The following is an 18221-nucleotide window of genomic DNA, read 5'->3' as shown; positions in this document are numbered from 1 at the left end:
ACCGAATGCTCGGTTGGAGAGGTCAAAGGCGGTTCCCCAGTGCCTGCTAAAGCCCCTTGAGCAACGCCACGATAGTCCGAACCGGCACGCCGGTGGCCCCGGCCGGCGCGTAGTCCCAGTCTTCCCTGGTGAACGACGGCCCGGCAATGTCGATGTGGACCCACGGCACACCCTCGCCAACGAACTCCTTGAGAAATAGGCCGGCCGTGATCGTACCGGCAACCCCGGGCTTACCCGTGTGTTTCAAGTCCGCGACCTTGCTCCTCAAGTGCGACATGTATCTGGAAGGCAACGGCAGCTGCCAGAAAAACTCGCCCTGCTGCTTACCGATAGCGACCAACCGGTCAATCGTCCGCTGGTCGGTACCAAGCAGCGCCGAGTACTCATCTCCCAGCGCAACCACGCAAGCTCCGGTAAGTGTAGCGATGTCAATCATCAAGTCCGGCTTCAGGGTCGAGCCGTAGGCAAGGCAGTCCGCCAGCAGGTGCCTCCCCTCCGCATCGGTGCTTATCACCTCAGCGGTCTTGTCGTTGAAGTGCCTAATGACGTCGCCGGGCTTCTGTGCTCCGCCGCCGGGCATGTTCTCTGCGAACGGGGCCAGCCCGTGGACTGTGACCGGCACATCGACCGAACCGAGCCACTTGAAAACCCCGAACACTGACCCGGCCCCGGCCATGTCGTCCTTCATGGCTTCCATGCCCGCCGAGGGTTTGATGGAGATGCCGCCGGAGTCAAACGTGATGCCCTTGCCTATGACCACGATGGTCTGCTTCGACCTACCCGCTGGCGCGTAGGTGAGATGGACCAGGCACGGCGGCTGGTGGGAACCGGCGCCTACGCGCAGGATGCCGCCCATTCCCTGTTTCTCCAGCTCGGCCTTGTGCATCACCTGCACCGTGATGCGGCCCTTCTTTGCCAAACTCGCGGCGATCTCGGCCATCTTCTCCGGCGGCTTCGGGCTGGGCGGCTCGTTCGCAAGGTCCCGAGCAAAGCAGACCGCCTCGGAGCGCACCGTCGCCTCGGTGACGGCCTTGCGCATCGCGGCCGACAGGTTCTTGGTGTTCGCGAACACGAGCACTAGTTCGCCGACCGGCTTGGCCTCATCCGGCTTCGGCGTCCGATACTTGTCGAAACGGTAGCTTGACAGGATGGCGCCTTCGACTGCGGACGCAACAAAGTCAGCCAACTCGCCCCTGACTTCCTTGGCATCGTGAACGAGCAGGCCCACCGACTCGGCGCCGATATCCTCGGCCCGCTTCAGCGCCTTGGCGGTAGCCGAACGAACCCGGTCAAGCTCGAACTCCTTCCGTTTCCCCAAGCCGGCGAGAATCAGCTTCGCGGCGCCGGCCTCGGCACGCAGCAGGCTAGTCTTCTTCAACTGGCCGGTGAACTTCTCCCCGGCCGCCACTGCGGCGAAACCCTCTCCCTCTTCTCCCGGAATCGCCAGCGGTGTCTTATCGCCTTCGAACATGAACCCGACCAGCACTCGGCCGGTCCAGTTCTTCCTCGCAGTCAAGTCGATTCTCACGTCAGCTCCTTCTGCAGGCATACCGCCTGCGCGTCAATTCTAGGTCGCAGTGAGGCACTTTGTCAAACGGCTCCCCTTGTCCGCTCATCAACACGGCAACCTTCGGTTCATGTCTGTCCTTCAGCCTTCGGCTCGGGCAGCTTGGTCGTGCCGCCGTCCTTCAGCACTTTGCTCAGCACCCATGTGACCACGATGGCCAGCACGATTCTCGGCACCAGGATCCAGAACATGTTCGCGCCCATCACCAGGAATATCGCCGTGTCCTCGAACAGTCCGTGGCACAAGGCCAGGAAGGTGGCAACCAGCGTTACCTGCTTGGAATCCAACCGCCCCTCTCGCGCTGTCTCGATGACGACTCCGGCCCCGAACACGATTCCGAACACGTTACCGGCCAGCCACGGCATGCCTGACTCCGGCTTCAGGCCGATGAAGCGGGTAACGCTGCCGACTACCCGGAGCGTCTTCTTGAGAATTCCGTAGCGCTTTCCCCATTCCAGCAGAATGAAGATCCCGACCAGAACCAGGAGCATCTTGATGCCGGTGTCGGCCAGGCCGCGCGCCCAGTCGGCAAGCGCCGGTGCGATGCCGACATAGCCCTTCTGGGCCATCTCGGCCAGGCGGGCCACATCGGCAGTGCCCGCCGGACCGGTCTTCACGATCAGCCGGCTCAGTCCCGCCCCTGCGATCGCCGACATCATCAGCCGGATGAGCCACAGCAGCCACCACTTCGCCCGGATCTGGAAGAAAACTGCGGTTTCCAGTATCTGCGAATGCGAGAGCAACAGCATCAAGCTGAGCACGGTCAGCTGGTCTGTCGTTATCATGAGCGCCGTCACCGCCCCAAGCCCGGCATACAGATTGACAACGTTGCCGATGATCAGGGCGAGAGCGGCTTCGCCGGGCAGTCCGAAGTGCTTCATCAGCGGCGCCATGAACTCGGCAAAGACCCTGATTGCCGGCGTGTACTTGAGGACCGTGACAAGGGTGTAGACCGGCGCCACAATGAGCATCAGCTTGAGGAAGGCCCGGATGCCGTGCCAGGCTCCTAGCGCAGTGGTTCGACCGAATGACGTTGGTGTCGCCGGCATCGACGACGACATCCTGCTAGCTTTCCTCGAATCTCTGCAGTGACGCGACTCCGTCGCGGATGACGCCGTAGGTGAAGTGAGTCATCCAGTCACCCACGTTCAAATAGACTCCGCCCGCAAGCCGCCTGACTTCGGGCACGTGTGAATGCCCCATGACGACGATGTCGAAGCCGGAGGAAAGCCTGCCCTCGGCGAATCTGGCCATGTCTTCGACGAGACTCGGCTTGGAGTTCTTGACCCGGTTCGCCCTGGCAACGGCCAGAGCGAGTCCGATGCCGATGTCCGGATGAAGCTGCGAGTAGAGCCATCCGTTGAGCCGGCTGCGCATCAGCACCCGGAAGAGACGCGGCACGAACGACCGGTCCAGGGTGTCGCCGTGGGTTAGGAAGACCCGCTTGCCGTCCAGCACGACGTCGAGCTCGTCCGCCGCCTCGGCCCCGAGCTCGCGCTGCCAGAAATCCTTGAACCAGAAGTCATGATTGCCCTTCAGGTAGCCGATACGGGTGCCGGTTCGGTTCAGCTCGGACAGCTCAGCCAGCGCTCGAAAACCCGGTTTGGGAATCGACCGGCCATACTCAAACCAGAACTCGAAGAGGTCGCCAAGGATGTAAAGTGAGTCTGCTTTGCCGCGGATCGACTCGAGGAACCAAAACAGCCGCTGTTCGGCGTCGGGATTGCCGCCGCCTATGTGGGCGTCAGATGCGAAGTAGTGCGCGCTCAATCTTGGCCAAGGACCGCCCCAAGGGCTCACTGGTGTCGACGCGGACAATCCCGCGGTTGGGCCTTGGCGGCTTGAACCGGCTCTTCATTTCCAGGTATACGTGCAGCTTGGCGTCCGACACTGAGTACTCGCCGGACCGGCGCCGCAGCCGCGACAGCACTACCCGCTCCGGGCAGTCGGCGAAAACAAAGGTGACCGGCACCTTGACCCGGGCCGCCGTCTTTCGTGCCTGTTCACGCGACTCATCGGTCAAGAAGGTCGCATCCAGAATGACGCTCTGCCCTGCCGAAAGGAACATGCCGGCCCGCCGCATCATCTCGCGGTAGGTCCTACTGCCGATGCTGTTCTGGTAGATTCCCTTGCCGAAGGACTCGAACCTATGCTGGCTGACCGGGACTCCCAGCAACTGCTTGCGGATGGAATCGGAAAGGAAGTGAAAGGCACCGGTGCGTTCGGCCAGCCTTCGCGCTACGAAAGTCTTGCCGACTGCCGGCAGCCCCATCATCACCACGAGCTTCGGCTCGACCGACATGCCGGTCGCGTAACGGTGGGAGAGCTTGAAGTACTCGGCTGCGGTCTTCGCGGCCTTGGCCTTGTCAGCCGGGCCGACGCCTGGGTCGTTCAGGACAAAGCTCGTCACCTTACCGCGGACGTATGCCCGGTAGCACTTGTAGAAGTTGAGCAGACGGAGCAGGCCGGCATCACCCGTATGGACTACATAGCGCTCAACAAAGAAGTCCGCGAGGTCCTTGCGGCCCCAATAGTCGAGGTCCATTGCCATGAATGCAATCTCCGACGCCACGTCCGAGCAGGAGAAGCGCGGGTTGAACTCAATGCAGTCGAAGATCCGGACAGAATCAGGACTAGGGGATTCCGGGGGCCGGGAGGCGTGGCCTGAACCCGCGAACCCCTGACCCCCTGGACCCTCCCTAATGATGAAGATGTTCTTCGAATGCAGGTCACCGTGACAGCGGCGGACGAAGCCACTCGCGCGCCGGCGCCGGAACAACCCGCGGTTCTCGGTGATGAACCCCTCAACCGCCGTCTTGATCTCGTCGAATTCACGGTGTGTGATGGTCTTCGCTCGGAACTCCATCGTTTGCGCGAAGTTCTCGTCCCAATTCAGACGGATGATCTCAGTGCTACCGTACTGCGCGACCCCACTGCCTCGCTCTGCCCGTGCGTGAAAGTCGGCGATGGATCGGGCGATCTGGTCGATGTGCTCAAAGGTCACGCGGTCGCGCTTGAGTTGCTCGGTCATTATCCAGTCCTGTGACAACTCCCTCATCTCCAGGCAATAGTCGACGACCCGACCCCGGCCTCCGAGCTTGAGCCTGCCTTTGGACTCGGTGATTGGCAGTACCTTGATGTAGATGTCCGGCGAGAGAAGCTGGTTGAGTCGGAACTCCTCATTGCAGAAGAACCGGCGCGCGGACAGGTCAGTGTAGTCAAGGAAGCCGAAGTTGACCGGCTTCTTCACCTTGTAGGCGCGGGTGCCGGTCAGGAACACCCACGATGTGTGCGTCTGTAGCATCCGGACCTGCTTCACGTCCCTGCCGTAGAGTTTCGGGTCCATCATCTCGTCGACGCGGCCCGCGATTGACGGGGCCGGGGGTTCATGAGTCTCAAGGTTCGGAGTGACTTCAGGCTCCGGGGACTTGGCTCTGGACTTCTTCGTCCGCACTTCAGCCCTATGCATTCTGGATCCCAGCTTCTGACTTCGTTCTTCTCGCGCCAAGCTCCCACCCCAGTGCCAACGCCCTTTTGTTCAGGTCAAGTGCCTTGGCCGGCACGCGGTTGGCGACAGATTTCTCCAGAGACTCAAGCTCCACCACTCCGGTGATGCGGGCGAGCGCGCCCAGCGTCAGGATGTTCGTGAACAGCTCGCGCCCGAGCTCATTGCGCGCGGTCTCGGTCATGGGCAGGCAGATCGCCCCTTCGCGCGGGCACTCCCGCACATAGAAGCCGTCTATGATCGCGATTCCATGGACTTTCAGATCATCGAAGTACTTGTCCGCGGCTTGCTGAGAGAGACTAACCAGGACGTCGAGCCGGCGCGACTTCGGATACAGAATTGGCTCGTCCGCAATGATGACGTCGGCCCGCGAAGCACCGCCTCGCGCCTCCGGGCCGTAGCTCTGCGTCTGCACCACGTGCTTCCCCTCGTGGACGCCTGCCGCCTCCGCAAGAATGACGCTGGCCAGAATCACGCCCTGCCCGCCCGTACCGGCCAGCCGGATCTCGGTCTTCATCGTCCTACGATATCCCGGCGCCCTTGCCGGGCAGGCCGAGGTCCTTGCACCCAGCGCTCTGCTGACGCAGCCGCCGCATGTTGGCATACAGCTCGGAATAGGGCGGCACCTCTTCGCGATCGTGCAGGACGCCGATCACGAACTTGTCTTGCACCACCCACGGGTCCGTCACCTTGCTGACGTCTATCGACCGGTCCTTGATCCACTCGAGCATCTTCACCGCGTCGCCCATGCTCTGATGGCGGCCGAAGAACGTCGGACACTGGGAGATGATCTCGACGACGCTGAAGCCGCGCTTGCTCAACGCCAGCTTCGCCATCTTCTTCAGATGGGCGACATGGAAGGTGGTGCTGCGGGCAACGAACATCGCCCCGGTCGCGCGCGCCATGAAACACGTATCGAAGTCCCGCTCCACGTTGCCGAACGGGGCGGTGGAGGCCCGCGCGCAGGTTGGAGTGGTCGGAGAATACTGACCGCCGGTCATTCCGTAGGTGAAGTTGTTGAGCACGAATACCGTCACGTCGATGTTCCTACGCGCGGCGTGGATGAAGTGATTGCCGCCGATCGCCAGCATGTCACCATCCCCGCCGAACACCACGACCTTCAAGTGTGGTTTGGCCAGCTTCACGCCGGTTGCCGCCGGCAGGGCGCGGCCGTGCAAGGTGTGGAATGTGTCGCAATCCAGGTATCCGGAAATCCGCGACGAGCACCCGATGCCTGAGACCACGCACAACTCATCCTGGCTAACGCCGGTCTCGATGAACGACCGCACCACGGTGTTCATGGCCGTCCCGATCCCGCAGCCCGGACAGAGGATGTGCGGGAACCGCTCGTCTACACGGAAATACTCCAGGAACCGGTCCACGGCCTCGTGCTCAGCCAACCGAACGGGTTCAGGGGTCCCGGGGTTCAGGGGTTCAGGCATCGGCCTGTCCGCAGTTCGTCATTCGGACTTCAATCGTCATTCTGACTTCGTACTTCGTCATTTCCCTAGAGCGCCTCAATGATCTCTTCCGGCGTCAGCATCTCGCCGTCATAGCGCTGGACCGAAACTACCGGCACGTTCCGGCTCACACTCCGCTCGATGGTCCGGCGCAGCTGCCCCTGATTCATTTCCGGGACGATGACCCGGCGGGCGCTCTTCATCAGCGCGATCATCCGCTCCATCGGGAAAGGCCAGATCATCCGCAGCCTGAGGATGCCGACCCGGCGCCCAGTCTTCTGCTCGAACTGCCGCTTCGCCTCCATCGCCGATCGGGCGGCGCTCCCGTAACAGACAATGACCGTCTCCGAACCCAGGTCCTCGTAGGAAATATCCCAGAGCCACGACCGGTTGTCGTCGATCTTCTTCCGCAGCCGGTCCATGTTCCACTTGATGATCTCCGGGTCGTCGGTCGGGAACCCGTCCTTGCGGTGGGTCAGCCCGGTCAGGTGCACGCGGTAGCCTTCGCCGAAACTGGCGATCCGGGCGTCGTAGTTGTTCGAATCGTCGTAATGATAATAGTCCGGTGCCGCCACCTTGGCGCGCTGCGACTCCCAGAGCTGGATCTTCTCCGGCAGTTGCACGGCCTCGCGCATGTGCCCGACGATCTCGTCCATCAGCAGGATCACCGGGATTCTGAGCCGCTCGGACAGGTTTACCGCCTGCACGGTCAGGTCGAAACACTCGCGCACGTTCCACGGACAGAGCGCCACGATCGGGTGGTCGCCGTGCGTGCCGTGCCGCGCCTGCATCACGTCGGACTGCGCGGTACGGGTCGGCGTTCCGGTGGCGGGCCCGCCCCGCATCACGTCAACGATGATGCACGGCAGCTCGGCCATGATCGAATAGCCGATCCCCTCCTGCATCAGCGAGAAGCCGGGGCCGGACGTGGCGGTCATGGCCTTGATCCCGGCCGCAGTCGCGCCGTTCATGCAGCAGATGGACGCGATCTCGTCCTCCATCTGGATGAACGTCCCGCCGATGCGCGGCATCTCGCGCGCCAGGTACTCCGCGATCTCGGTCGAGGGCGTTATCGGATAGCCGGCGAAGAACCGCACGCCCGCGCGCACCGCACCAACCGCGCACGCCTCATTGCCCGACAGCAGTTCGGTCACGGCTTCGCCCCGCTCTCGGCCCCTTCCGCGTCGTTCAGCGCCTCCGCACTTCTTCCTTCTGCCTTCTGACTTCTGCCTTCTGACATCGGCCCTTCCTTTGCTGCCCACTTCCTGACGAAAATCGCCATATCCGGGCACCGCAATTCGCACATCCGGCAGGCGATGCACTTCTCCGGGTGCGCAACTGCAATCTTGAACCGATCGTCGAGGTCGAGCGTGCCGGTCGGACAGAATTCGACGCAAATCCGGCAGCCCTTGCAGAACTGGCGGATGATTGTGTGCTGATTTCCCTTGGGGCCGACCGACAGCACAGGTTCCTGCTTCAGGAACTTCTTCACGAGATCTCCAGTACCAAGCGTAGCGCAGCCGAGATGTCGTGAGTGCTCATTGGCGTCAGGGAGGCTATTCTATAGCGGCGGGTCGGCTGGTCAACCTTGGGAGAACTGACGGCTACCAGCTAGCTGTCAAGAACGCTGGATATCTCGACCCGGCAGGAACTCATCGACGTCTCCAATTCCGCCAGCCTCGCCGCGTGGGCGGTGTCGCTGAAGCGGGCACTGGCTTCTTTCCAGATATCGCCTATGGCGGCATTGAGTTCCTCGGCGAACACTCGCCGGTCGGGACGTGCTCCGGCCCGGCAGACGAGCTCACGCAGGCAATCAACCACCTGTTTGACGGCTCCGATGTCACCACGGTCGCTCGCAAGCCAACCCAGGTCGCGGAACTCTGGACTTACCGCGCGCTGTAGTTGATCCAGACCCTCCTCGCCGAGTGCAACATCGGCGAGCAGCGCCGCGACCCGGCGCCTCACCTGCGCCATCAGCAACTCCAGAGTCCGTTCATCCCGGCTGACAATGGCCTTGCGCGCCATGTCAAAGACCGGACCAATGCGCACGTGTACAGCTGCGGTGTCACTCGACTCGAGCTGCTTCACGCTCAGGCCTGCAAGCAACGCAGCAGCGATACTGTCCGGGGCCAGCAGCCGGAGGGTCCTGACTGCGAAGGGAATCAGCAGCACCAGGGCTGAGACGAACCAGACAACTGCCAGGTCAACCCACGGATGCCTGTCTGTTGACTGTATACTCCGGTAGGAAGCCAGCAGCACCGCGATGAAGACCATGGCCAGCAGCAGCATGGCGAATGTGAACACGAAGACCACGGAACGGGTGTGAAGCCAGATCACCCGGTGCGTGTAGCTCTGAGCAGCGAGTTGCAGGGCGATAAGCGTGAGCGTGAAGGCAATACCCAGAACCGCAGCCAGGGACTGCAGGAACGAGCTGAGCATGAACAGACAGCTACCGTTGACGTCGCCGGCGAAGAAGCGGACGGAACCCGAGAGAACGAGCATGGTTGCCAGCGCTATCGCGGCGACCAGCAGCCAGAACAGCCCCAACTCCCACGGCTGGCGTTCCTCCTGGCCCTTCGGTCTTCCAATGTTCACCCGGCCATTCGAACTGCCGGATGCAGGCAGCTTGCCGTCAACTCCTGACTGCCGTTCAGATCGCCTTGTGCCCATACTTCTACATCCGCCCACCCGATTGTCACGCCGGGAACGCTGGCTGTCTCCAGCTTGCAGGCGCGAGGCCGTCAGTCGCCCCGGTCCCACCCGCACGCCAAGCCTCGAATCAGGAACCGGAGTCTCTCTCCAGAGCTACTGACCAACCGACGCCGCCACGTTGGCGGCCACCAGACGGGCTACCCGGACGCGGCCTTGGTAGTCCTCAGGTCTTGCGCCTTACCCCGAGACGCAGCCGCTCCGTGACCTGCCACTGACATAGGGCGGCAACTCCCCTTCGCTTCTTCTGCGCCTTTCGACGCACGCCTCCCTTGGCAGTCCGCCACCGAGCGCAGTCCACACGCCTGCAACTTGGAACCCACCTGACGTCACTCCCGCCGATGAACTCCGCGTCTGACTGCGCTATTGCAGCCGGAAGTTGAAGGGCAGAACAACGTTACGCACAACGACCGGCCGATCACGCTGATATCCGGGAACAAAGCCGCACCTGTAGGCGGCGCTGACTGCAGCCTGGTCGAGCAAGGTGTTGCCCGAGGTCGCGTAGACCTCGGCCCTTACCACGTTGCCGAGGGTATCCACCACCATCGACACCGCCACCTTGCCCTCGATGCCCGCTGCCCGTGCCATCTCCGGGTACTCGGGTTGCGCCACCCGTTGCAGCCTGGGTTTGTGTTCCACTATCATGAACGGAACTTCTGGCAGTTCGATTCTGCCGACGTCCGGCTTCAGTTCGTGGAAATCGGTGTTGGGCCCGATGGTCAAGACCTCGGGGTTGTCGCTTGCGACCGGCACCCCTCTGTGGACCGGTTCCATCGGCTCGGGAGGCGCGTAGACCAGTGGCGATGGCTCCACAGGAGTGAAGTCCACCACAACGGGCCCGCGCAACTTGTATGGCACTACCTTCGGCTGAGGCAGGAAGAGGAATCCCGCGATGACCAACCCCAGCGCGACCGCAGCGGCCATTCGTATGTCACGACCGTATTCACGGTCGTAGTCAAACTGTGCAGTTCTGGTCTTCATTGTTGACCTCCTGTGTCTATATATACCACGTGCTTGGCGGCCGGATTCCACCAACCTCGGTTTGACTCTGGGCGGCAGCGCGGATAGTATGACATGAAACTCGCCCTAACTATGAAGAACCGTACTGCCCAATTCAGCAAGATCGCATTCATCGGCAACTACGTGCCGAGGCGCTGCGGTATCGCTACTTTCACAACCGATATCTGTGAATCGGTTGCCCGCGAAGCTCCGGACGCCGAGTGCGTGACCGCGGCGATGAATGATACGGTCGAAGGCTACGACTACCCGGACCGCGTGCGCTTCGAGGTCGCCCAGAACGACCTGGACGAGTATCGTCAACTTGCCGACTTCCTCAACCTGGGCCGGGTCGACCTGGTCTGCATGCAGCACGAGTATGGCATCTTCGGCGGCTCGGCCGGCAGCCACCTGCTGCTGACCCAGCGTCGCCTGCGCATGCCGGTCGTAACCACGCTGCACACAGTGCTACGGGAACCGGACGACATGCAGCGCCAGGTGCTGACCGAGATCTGCCACCTCTCCGACCGCGTAGTGGTGATGAGCGAGCGTTCCCGTCAGTACCTTGCTGACATATACGAGGTTTCGCCCGCCAAGATCGACCTCATTCACCACGGCATTCCGGACATGCCGTTCGTCGACCCCAACTTCTACAAGGACCTCTTCGGGGTCGAGGGACGACGCGTCATCCTTACCTTCGGCCTGCTCTCGCCCAACAAGGGCATCGAGAACGTCATCCGCGCGCTCCCCGCCGTTGTCGAACGATTCCCGGACGTGGTCTACATCGTGCTCGGCGTGACCCATCCACACGTACTGCGGGAGAAAGGAGAGGAATACCGTATCTCCTTGCAGCGGCTGGCGCGGGAACTCGGAGTCAGCGACCACGTCGTGTACTACAACCGGTTCGTCGACATCAAAGAGTTGTGTCAGTTCCTCGGCGCCGCCGACCTCTACGTAACGCCCTACCTCAACCCGGTTCAGGCCGTGTCCGGCACCCTCGCCTACGCGACCGGCACCGGCAAGGCGGTCGTCTCAACACCCTACTGGTACGCCGAGGAGCTGCTGGCCGAGGGCCGGGGCCGGCTCGTCCCGTTCAACGACCACCCGGCGATGGCCGAGACCGTGGTCAGGCTTTTTGCCAACGAGGCGGAACGTCACGCGATGCGCAAGCAGGCGTACGCCTACGGGCGCCAGATGATCTGGAAGGAAGTCGCGCGAAGCTACCTCGATACCTTCCAGCGCGCCGCCGAAGAGCGTGTACGCGGTCCGGTCTTCGTCGATCGCGTCGCGGTCGAGAGCCCGCTGGATATGGAACTGCCCAGGATCGACCTCAAGCATCTGCTCACACTCACCGATGACACCGGTATCATCCAGCACGCCCGCAATACAGTACCCAATCTCAATGAAGGCTACACTACTGACGACAACAGCCGGGCGCTGATCGTGGCCTTACGCGCTCTCGAGCACGAAAAGGACACCGCGATCCTCCATCGTCTCGTCGGTCGCTACCTCGCTTTCATCGACTACGCCTTCAACCGCACCAACCGTCGCTTCCGTAACTTCCTCGGGTACGACCGCCGCTGGCTCGAAGACACCGGGTCGGAAGACTCGCACGGCCGCGCCCTCTGGAGCCTCGGGACCGTGGTCGGGGCCTCGCACGATGACGCCTTCGTCGCCCTGGCCATGAACCTGTTCGACTCCGCCCTGCACGCCGTCGAGCTGTTCTCCAGTCCCCGCGCCTGGGCCTACACACTGCTCGGGGTCTGTTCCTATATCAAACGGTTCCCCGGCGCAAGCAACGCTCGCCGGATCCGCGACGCGCTGGCGCAACGACTACTCGAGATGTATCGCACCGCTGCCAGCGACGACTGGCCGTGGTTCGAGCGTTCTCTCGCCTACGGCAACGCCCGACTCAGCCACGCGCTGATCCGTGCCGGCGCCGATACCGGAAACCAAGAGATGACTGCTGCCGGCCTTCGTTCCCTCGACTGGCTGTTCCGGGTCGAGACCGCCGAGGCGGGCAACTACTCGCCGATTCCCAACTCCGGCTGGCAGCGGGGTGCCCCGAGACCCCGATTTGACCAGCAGCCGATTGAGGCGCAGTGCATGGTAGAGGCCTCCTTCCGGGCCTGGCGCGTCACCAAGGACCGCCGCTGGCGTGAGGCGATGACCACGACATTCGAGTGGTTCCTCGGTCGCAATGACCTCGGCCGGCCCGTCTACGACTACGCAACCGGAGGCTGCCACGACGGCCTGCATCCTGAAGGCGTGAACTCCAACGAAGGGGCAGAATCCACCCTGGCCTTCCTCGGCTCTCTTCTCACCCTGCGCCGCGCCGAAACCGTGGGCGGCGAGGGGGACCGTTGACCGCACATGACAGCCTGTTCCGGCGCTGCACCTGCAACCCGATACTGAGTGCCCCGGACTGGCCACACACAGTCAATGCCGTCCTGAACCCCGGCGCTGTCAGGCTACCTGACGGGACCACGTTCCTGCTCTGCCGCGTCGAGGACCGGCGCGGCATCTCCAGTCTGTGGGCGGCACGCTCCGGCGACGGCGCCACAGGCTGGCGTATCGACGACAAGCCGTGGCTGCCGCCGGACCTCGCGAACCACCCTGAAGAGACCTGGGGAGTTGAGGATCCGCGAATCACCTGGCTCGACGAGATCCAGAAGTACGCCGTCACCTACACCGCCTACTCGCCTGCCGGGCCGGCCGTGGCGCTCGCGCTCACTCCCGACTTTGAGAAGTTCGAGCGTGTCGGCATGGTTATGCTGCCCGACAACAAAGACGCCGCGCTCCTACCGCGCCGCATCAACGGCCGCTGGCAGATGCTCCACCGACCTCACGCCGGCGTCAGCACTGACATCTGGCTGGCCGAGTCACCTGACCTGAAACACTGGGGCGGATACCGGCGCGTGCTCGCTGCCCGCCACGGCGCGTGGTGGGACGCCTGCCGCATCGGACTTGGCCCTCCGCTGATCGAGACCGAACGTGGCTGGCTGATGATCTACCACGGTGTCAGACAGACCGCGGCCGGCGGTCTCTACCGGGTCGGCGTAGCGCTACTGGATGCCACAGACCCATGTAGAGTACTCCGGCGCGGCGACGAATGGGTCTTCGGCCCGAACGAGGACTATGAACGCCAGGGCGACGTCGGCGACGTCGTCTTCCCCTGTGGCACGACCACCGGACCAGACCTCGATACGCTGAACATATACTATGGCGCGGCCGACACCTGCATCGGCCTCGCCACCGCCAGCATCTCCGAACTGCTCTCCTGGCTCGACCGCCACTCCTGATCTCCCACGACGCTCTCTGGCCGCCGCCCTGCTGTAACTAGCAGACAATCGCGACTCGGTCGATTCCCTCTGGCAGAAAGTGACCATTCTCTCCGCCTACCGGGATGGCGGGTCTGAACGTGGCGTCACTGCGGCCGAGTGCCTTCGGCCCGGCTGCAAACGATGCTCCCGTCCGGACCCGGAAAAGTCCGGGGCGCGGACAAGCCGCGCCCCGGACACAGAAACTACCTATCCTAGCGGATGACCAGCAGCCTCCGGAATGCGGAGACGCCGCGTGCCTCGCCGCCGGCCGTGAAGTAGACACCGGTAGAGAGACGGCTCACATCGTTGGCTCCCGGCATCAGAACCATCACTCTGCGGCCGAGCGCATCGCGCAGCGCCGGCCTAGTTTCGGTCCGACCCTCCTGGCCGGAAAGGAAGAGGACGCGCCCAATGACCGTGGCAGGCATCACGGCCGAACCGCCCTGGCTGTTGCCAGCTTCGTAGATGCCAATCACGTCCTCACCGAGCACGACCTCGGACGGAACCAGCATCACCATGGTGTTATCGGCGTCGGTGTACGTCACTTCGAGTCGGAACCGGACCGTGTCGCCCGGATGCCCGAAACCTGATGCCCTGACCACGAATTGGTCCGCGATGTTGTCGACGTTGCTCCTACGTTGGACGCTGGGAAATGCCTTGACCGAGTCGATCACGGCAACGAGCGTGTCCAGCGATATCAGTCGGGCCGAGATCGAGTACGCCGAGTCGAGCGGGTGGATGGCCTGATTACGGATGGTGAACCAGATGTTTGCCGTCTCGCCCGGGTCGAGCATGCCGGTCGCGTTGCCGAGGACTGAATCATTGACAGTCACAGCAATCGGGATGAGATAGGCACCGGCGATGCGGGCGAGGTAGAAGAGACCCGGCACGTTGCCTTCGACTTCCTCGCGCATCAATGCGGAGTCGTTCCAACAGGCGTAGAACCACGTGTCGGCCTCAATGTCGAACGAGTAGGTCATGAACTTGCCGGCCGTGTCGGTGAGCGCCCAGTCAGGCTGAGTGCCGTTGCAGGGGTAGAATGCGCGCGATATCTGACCGGCTTGACTCTCCGGATAGCCATTGTACATTCGGAGGGAGTCATTTGCTTCACGCAACGCCGCCTCATCCGGCGGCGTAAACGTATCATAGGACCAAGGGTACATGTTCCACCGGCCGTACGCGTGGAAGTCCTGCTCAGTGCGGAACCGATGCGATAGAGACAGGTCGCGCGCCGCGCTCGCCTCGGCGTCGCTCCAGGGAAACGGACCGCGATAGGCGTGAGCCGCTGGGTTGGGCGAGGAACCGACGTCGTCGTAGCCCCACTTGAAACCATGGTTGCGCGAGGGGTCAACGCCGATGTTCGGCGGTACGACCACGCGGCGGTTCTTGCGCCAGTAGACTCCGGCGCCGCCCGAGTCGGAACAGTAGATCGAGCAGTCCGGGTTGAGGATGGGCACTGTGTATATCTCGCGGTTGTTGACCAACCACGTGCAGAGCGAGTCGGTGCCGTATCCGGCCAGGATCTCCTCAAGGAAAGCCATCACGATAGACGTGCCGATGGGTTCGTCGCCGTGGCAAGCACCGGAGAAGTAGCAGGCCGGTTCGTCCTCCTCGGTCGCGGCGTTACCCGAGACCTTCATACACAGGATGTCGCGGCCCTGCGAGGTCACACCGATGGCAAAGAGGCTGCAGACCTCGGGGTGGGCCGCGGCCAGGGCCTCGAGCGAATCGCGCATCTCCCAGTAGGTGAAGTAGTACCCGAAGGTCTGTAGTCGCAACGCATCGTGAGGGTCCACGCCGGTCAGCAGCTTGAATTTGTCGTCCAGGTTGGCCCAGGTCACCGCGGTCTCCAGGCCGCAGTCCCGGATCCGGCCAAGCTGGTCGGCATCGGTGACAAGGACCAGATACGTACCTTTCTCGTCCGCACCTCGGGAGCAGATGTAGAGGTCACCAGCGATGGTACCGAGGTGGTCGAGGTCCTGCACGTCGCTGACGTAGAGCTTCGCCTCCATCAGCACTGGAGCGGACGGCCCGCTCCATGCCAATCCGGCTACGGTCAGACACGTCAGAGCGAGCAGCATCAGTCGGTGCATGTTGTCTCCTTGGGGCGAGACGGCGGCTCGCTGCTCGTGCCACGTCTATCGAGCATGGTGAAGTATACACAAGACACAAGTGCTGGCAAGCCGCTGAAGACGCCCAGAGTGGCTGGCGACTTCACCCGTCGCCAACAGAACCAAGACCCAAGCTGCCGCCGCCCGCAGCAAGAGGGGCGCGGGCAAGCCGCGCCCCGATACGGAAGCTGGCTGTCCTAGCGGACGACCGTCACTCGCGCAGTCGATGTCCGGTCAGCCGAGAGCCGGACGTAGTAGACACCAGCCGGGACCTGTCTGCCGCCAGTATCCCTGCCGTCCCAGCTGACCGAGTAGACGCCGGCCTTGAGCTTGCCCGAAACCAGACTCCTGACCCGCCTGCCCGCCGCATCGTATATCGAGAGGTCCGCCGCGCCTGCGCGCTCTAGTGCATAGCTGATCCGCGTTCCGTTGATGACCGGGTTCGGGCCGACCTCGCGCACCGAGGTGATGACCGTGCCGGTCGGCTCCTGCGTCCCGCTCAAGCCTACCACCAGGATGTCCTCCAGCGGCCCCTGGTCGTTCCATCCCCAGGTCGCGTTGTGTCCGCGTACGCGGTAGTAGTGAGTCCCGACCGTCTCGGCCGTCACGACATAGAGTGTGTCGGTGATGCTGTCGGACAGCACCGTGCGTTCGGCGAACTCGGGCACCGGCCAGACGTCGTCAATGTAGACGCCGGACCCGGTCGTTCCGTCGTCGGTCATGTACCGGAAGCGGATGAACACTGAACTGCCGACCCACGGCTCCAGCGGAAAGGCCTTGTACAGCCAGCCGCTGGAGTTCCCGGTGAAGCGGTCGTGAAGCTGGTACCATTCCCTCCCTTCAAGCGACACCTCAGCTACCGTGACGTCGTAGTTGTTCTCGGTGTTGTACCAGATCCAGTACTTGAGCGAGTCGCCGGGTTCGACCGGGTACGGGTCTTTGGTCATGCAGTAGTTGGCGATGTTGTCGCCGTTACCGAGAGATATCGAGTAGACGCCACCGTGCTTCTGGGTCGAGGATTGGCTCGCACCCTGTAGTACCCACTTGGACAGATCTGCCTCCATGTTGTCCGTGACCACCGAGAGACCTTTGAGTTCTTCAATCTCCCAACGGTCCGGGTGACTGTGCTGAGGCCGGATCGGAGACCAGTAGACCGTATACTGCGCGGTGACAGCCGAGTCCATCGGGGTGAGAATCGGCCGCGGAACCTCGCCCTCCAGAGCCATGTCGATCGACTCGGCTCGTGAGAACATGTAGAAAAGCCCATCGAACACCTCACTCTGTATCGCTTCGAGGTCGCCGGTCGGCTGGTAGAAATCGGTGCCGACTTCGATGCAGTACGTCATGCACGGGAACCCACCGATCCAGTGACTCCATCCGTACATCCAGTCAGTCGACCCTCCGGCCGTGGGGTACAGATAGTTCGACTGCTGCGGCGTGTAGGTGCCGCCACCCAGTTTCGATATCTGCGCCGCAGTCCCGATGGCGAGACTCGCAAGATAACTGCTATCCGGCGCGAGCGAACCCGAACCGAATGGCCAGATAACGAGTTCGGAATACGAGTGCAGTGTGACATCGGCCAGGAACGTGCGCGTCTTGAAGAACTCGGAGAGAGCATTGACTTCGACCCCCCACGCCCCCTTGGCGCCGAACCACGTGATATCGCGTGGTCGGTGCGAAGTATTCGACCCGTTCACCAGTGAGCCCCAGTCGTCCATCCGATTCCCGTTGCAGGCGCCGTTGTAGTCACGGTTCAGGTCACAGCCGGTCGATGTGCCGAACGGCTGCCGGTTCTTGCGCCAGCTCAACTGACCGGGGTAGTCATAGGTGTAGCCGTCCGGATTTATGTGAGTGAAGACCCATATCTCGTGGCCGTCAATGAACTCCTTGAACGCGGCGACGGAGTCGTAGTTGCTGAGCAGCGTATCCACGAAGAAGCGCGCCACTTCGGGAGTCGCCCATTCCCGCGCATGGTGCAGAGCTTCCAACAGTACCTCCGGCTCGTCCTCGTCGACCGTCGGATTGTCACTGATCTTGAGACCAAGGATGTAGCGGCCTTCAAACGAGGGACCGATGCTCTCGAGTTTGCAGATTGACGGGTAGTCTGAGGCGAAGCCGCGCAGGATGACCTTCATGTCATCGTATGTACGGTACATCCCGAACTGCGTCGCCTCGCCCCTGCGGGTATCCAGGTCGTCGCAGATGACCGTCACCGGCAGGCCGCAGGCCGCAACCGCGCCGAAGTCGGAACGGTCAAGCAGCAGGTCATACGATTCGCCCGGCTTCGCGCCGGCTATGTCGATCGACGTGCCCTTCAAAGTGATATGGGAACGGAGTTCCTGGTAGTTGTGGGCGCCAACGCGCACCAGCATCGGACCGGCGGATGCCGCTCCAACGAGCAGCACCAGACAGAAGAGAATCCCAGACAAGCGATGAAGCATCGAGCCTCCAGTTAGAAGGTGTGTCAAAGTCAGAAGACGGCCCTTCAGTGAGTCGTTCCCTGCCACGACTGGACTTGGAGCGACCACTGCCGCTCAAGGGCCACCATCC

Annotated in this window: 14 protein-coding genes; 2 read left to right on the top strand and 12 right to left on the bottom strand. The window is 62.6% G+C overall.

Annotated features, from left to right (window positions below):
• Positions 1–46: 46 nt before the first annotated feature.
• From FJY68_00350 to FJY68_00305, 10 genes are all read right to left on the bottom strand, one after another.
• Positions 47–1549 carry a leucyl aminopeptidase gene (locus FJY68_00350; GenBank protein ID MBM3330284.1) on the bottom strand — a complete coding sequence of 501 codons (1503 nt, stop codon included), beginning with the start codon at positions 1547–1549 and terminating at the stop codon, positions 47–49.
• Positions 1550–1635: 86 nt separating this feature from the next.
• Positions 1636–2628 (bottom strand): hypothetical protein, encoded by a 993-nt coding sequence (locus FJY68_00345; protein MBM3330283.1) that lies wholly within the window; start codon positions 2626–2628, stop codon positions 1636–1638.
• A gap of 4 nt (positions 2629–2632) precedes the next feature.
• Positions 2633–3385, bottom strand: a complete 753-nt coding sequence (locus FJY68_00340) for a UDP-2,3-diacylglucosamine diphosphatase (GenBank protein ID MBM3330282.1) — start codon at positions 3383–3385, stop codon at positions 2633–2635.
• Entirely contained in the window at positions 3312–5036 is a 1725-nt protein-coding gene (locus FJY68_00335; protein ID MBM3330281.1) for a hypothetical protein, read from the bottom strand. Before FJY68_00335 ends, FJY68_00340 begins: the two co-directional genes overlap by 74 nt.
• The gene (locus FJY68_00330) at positions 5029–5589 is read right to left on the bottom strand and encodes a 2-oxoacid:ferredoxin oxidoreductase subunit gamma (GenBank protein MBM3330280.1); all 561 of its coding nucleotides are present in this window, start codon (positions 5587–5589) and stop codon (positions 5029–5031) included. Before FJY68_00330 ends, FJY68_00335 begins: the two co-directional genes overlap by 8 nt.
• 4 nt (positions 5590–5593) lie before the next feature.
• Positions 5594–6454 (bottom strand): 2-oxoacid:ferredoxin oxidoreductase subunit beta, encoded by an 861-nt coding sequence (locus tag FJY68_00325; GenBank protein MBM3330279.1) that lies wholly within the window; start codon positions 6452–6454, stop codon positions 5594–5596.
• Between the two features lie 125 nt (positions 6455–6579).
• Complete coding sequence (locus FJY68_00320; protein MBM3330278.1) at positions 6580–7686, bottom strand: 2-oxoacid:acceptor oxidoreductase subunit alpha; 1107 nt, start codon at positions 7684–7686, stop codon at positions 6580–6582.
• On the bottom strand, positions 7683–7994 hold the full coding sequence (locus FJY68_00315) for a 4Fe-4S dicluster domain-containing protein (protein ID MBM3330277.1): 312 nt from the start codon (positions 7992–7994) through the stop codon (positions 7683–7685). The genes FJY68_00320 and FJY68_00315 overlap by 4 nt, the downstream gene beginning before the upstream one ends.
• A gap of 149 nt (positions 7995–8143) precedes the next feature.
• Entirely contained in the window at positions 8144–9202 is a 1059-nt protein-coding gene (locus tag FJY68_00310) for a DUF2254 domain-containing protein (protein MBM3330276.1), read from the bottom strand.
• A 402-nt stretch (positions 9203–9604) separates the two neighbouring features.
• On the bottom strand, positions 9605–10222 hold the full coding sequence (locus FJY68_00305) for a TonB family protein (protein MBM3330275.1): 618 nt from the start codon (positions 10220–10222) through the stop codon (positions 9605–9607).
• 111 nt (positions 10223–10333) lie between these two features.
• Between FJY68_00305 and FJY68_00300 the strand changes: the two genes are divergently transcribed.
• Positions 10334–12604, top strand: a complete 2271-nt coding sequence (locus FJY68_00300; GenBank protein MBM3330274.1) for a glycosyltransferase — start codon at positions 10334–10336, stop codon at positions 12602–12604.
• Entirely contained in the window at positions 12601–13539 is a 939-nt protein-coding gene (locus tag FJY68_00295) for a glycosidase (GenBank protein ID MBM3330273.1), read from the top strand. Before FJY68_00300 ends, FJY68_00295 begins: the two co-directional genes overlap by 4 nt.
• A gap of 233 nt (positions 13540–13772) precedes the next feature.
• Here FJY68_00295 and FJY68_00290 read toward each other — a convergent pair whose 3' ends face one another.
• Positions 13773–15653, bottom strand: coding sequence for a zinc carboxypeptidase (locus tag FJY68_00290; GenBank protein MBM3330272.1), 1881 nt, complete (start codon positions 15651–15653; stop codon positions 13773–13775).
• Between the two features lie 215 nt (positions 15654–15868).
• Positions 15869–18112: a T9SS type A sorting domain-containing protein gene (locus FJY68_00285; GenBank protein MBM3330271.1), complete on the bottom strand. Its 2244-nt coding sequence runs from the start codon at positions 18110–18112 to the stop codon at positions 15869–15871.
• Positions 18113–18221 lie beyond the last annotated feature (109 nt).

Source organism: candidate division WOR-3 bacterium (genome assembly GCA_016867815.1).
GTDB lineage: Bacteria > Hydrothermota > Tepidihabitantia > Tepidihabitantales > Tepidihabitantaceae > UBA2258.
This window is presented reverse-complemented; position numbering and strand designations above follow the sequence as displayed.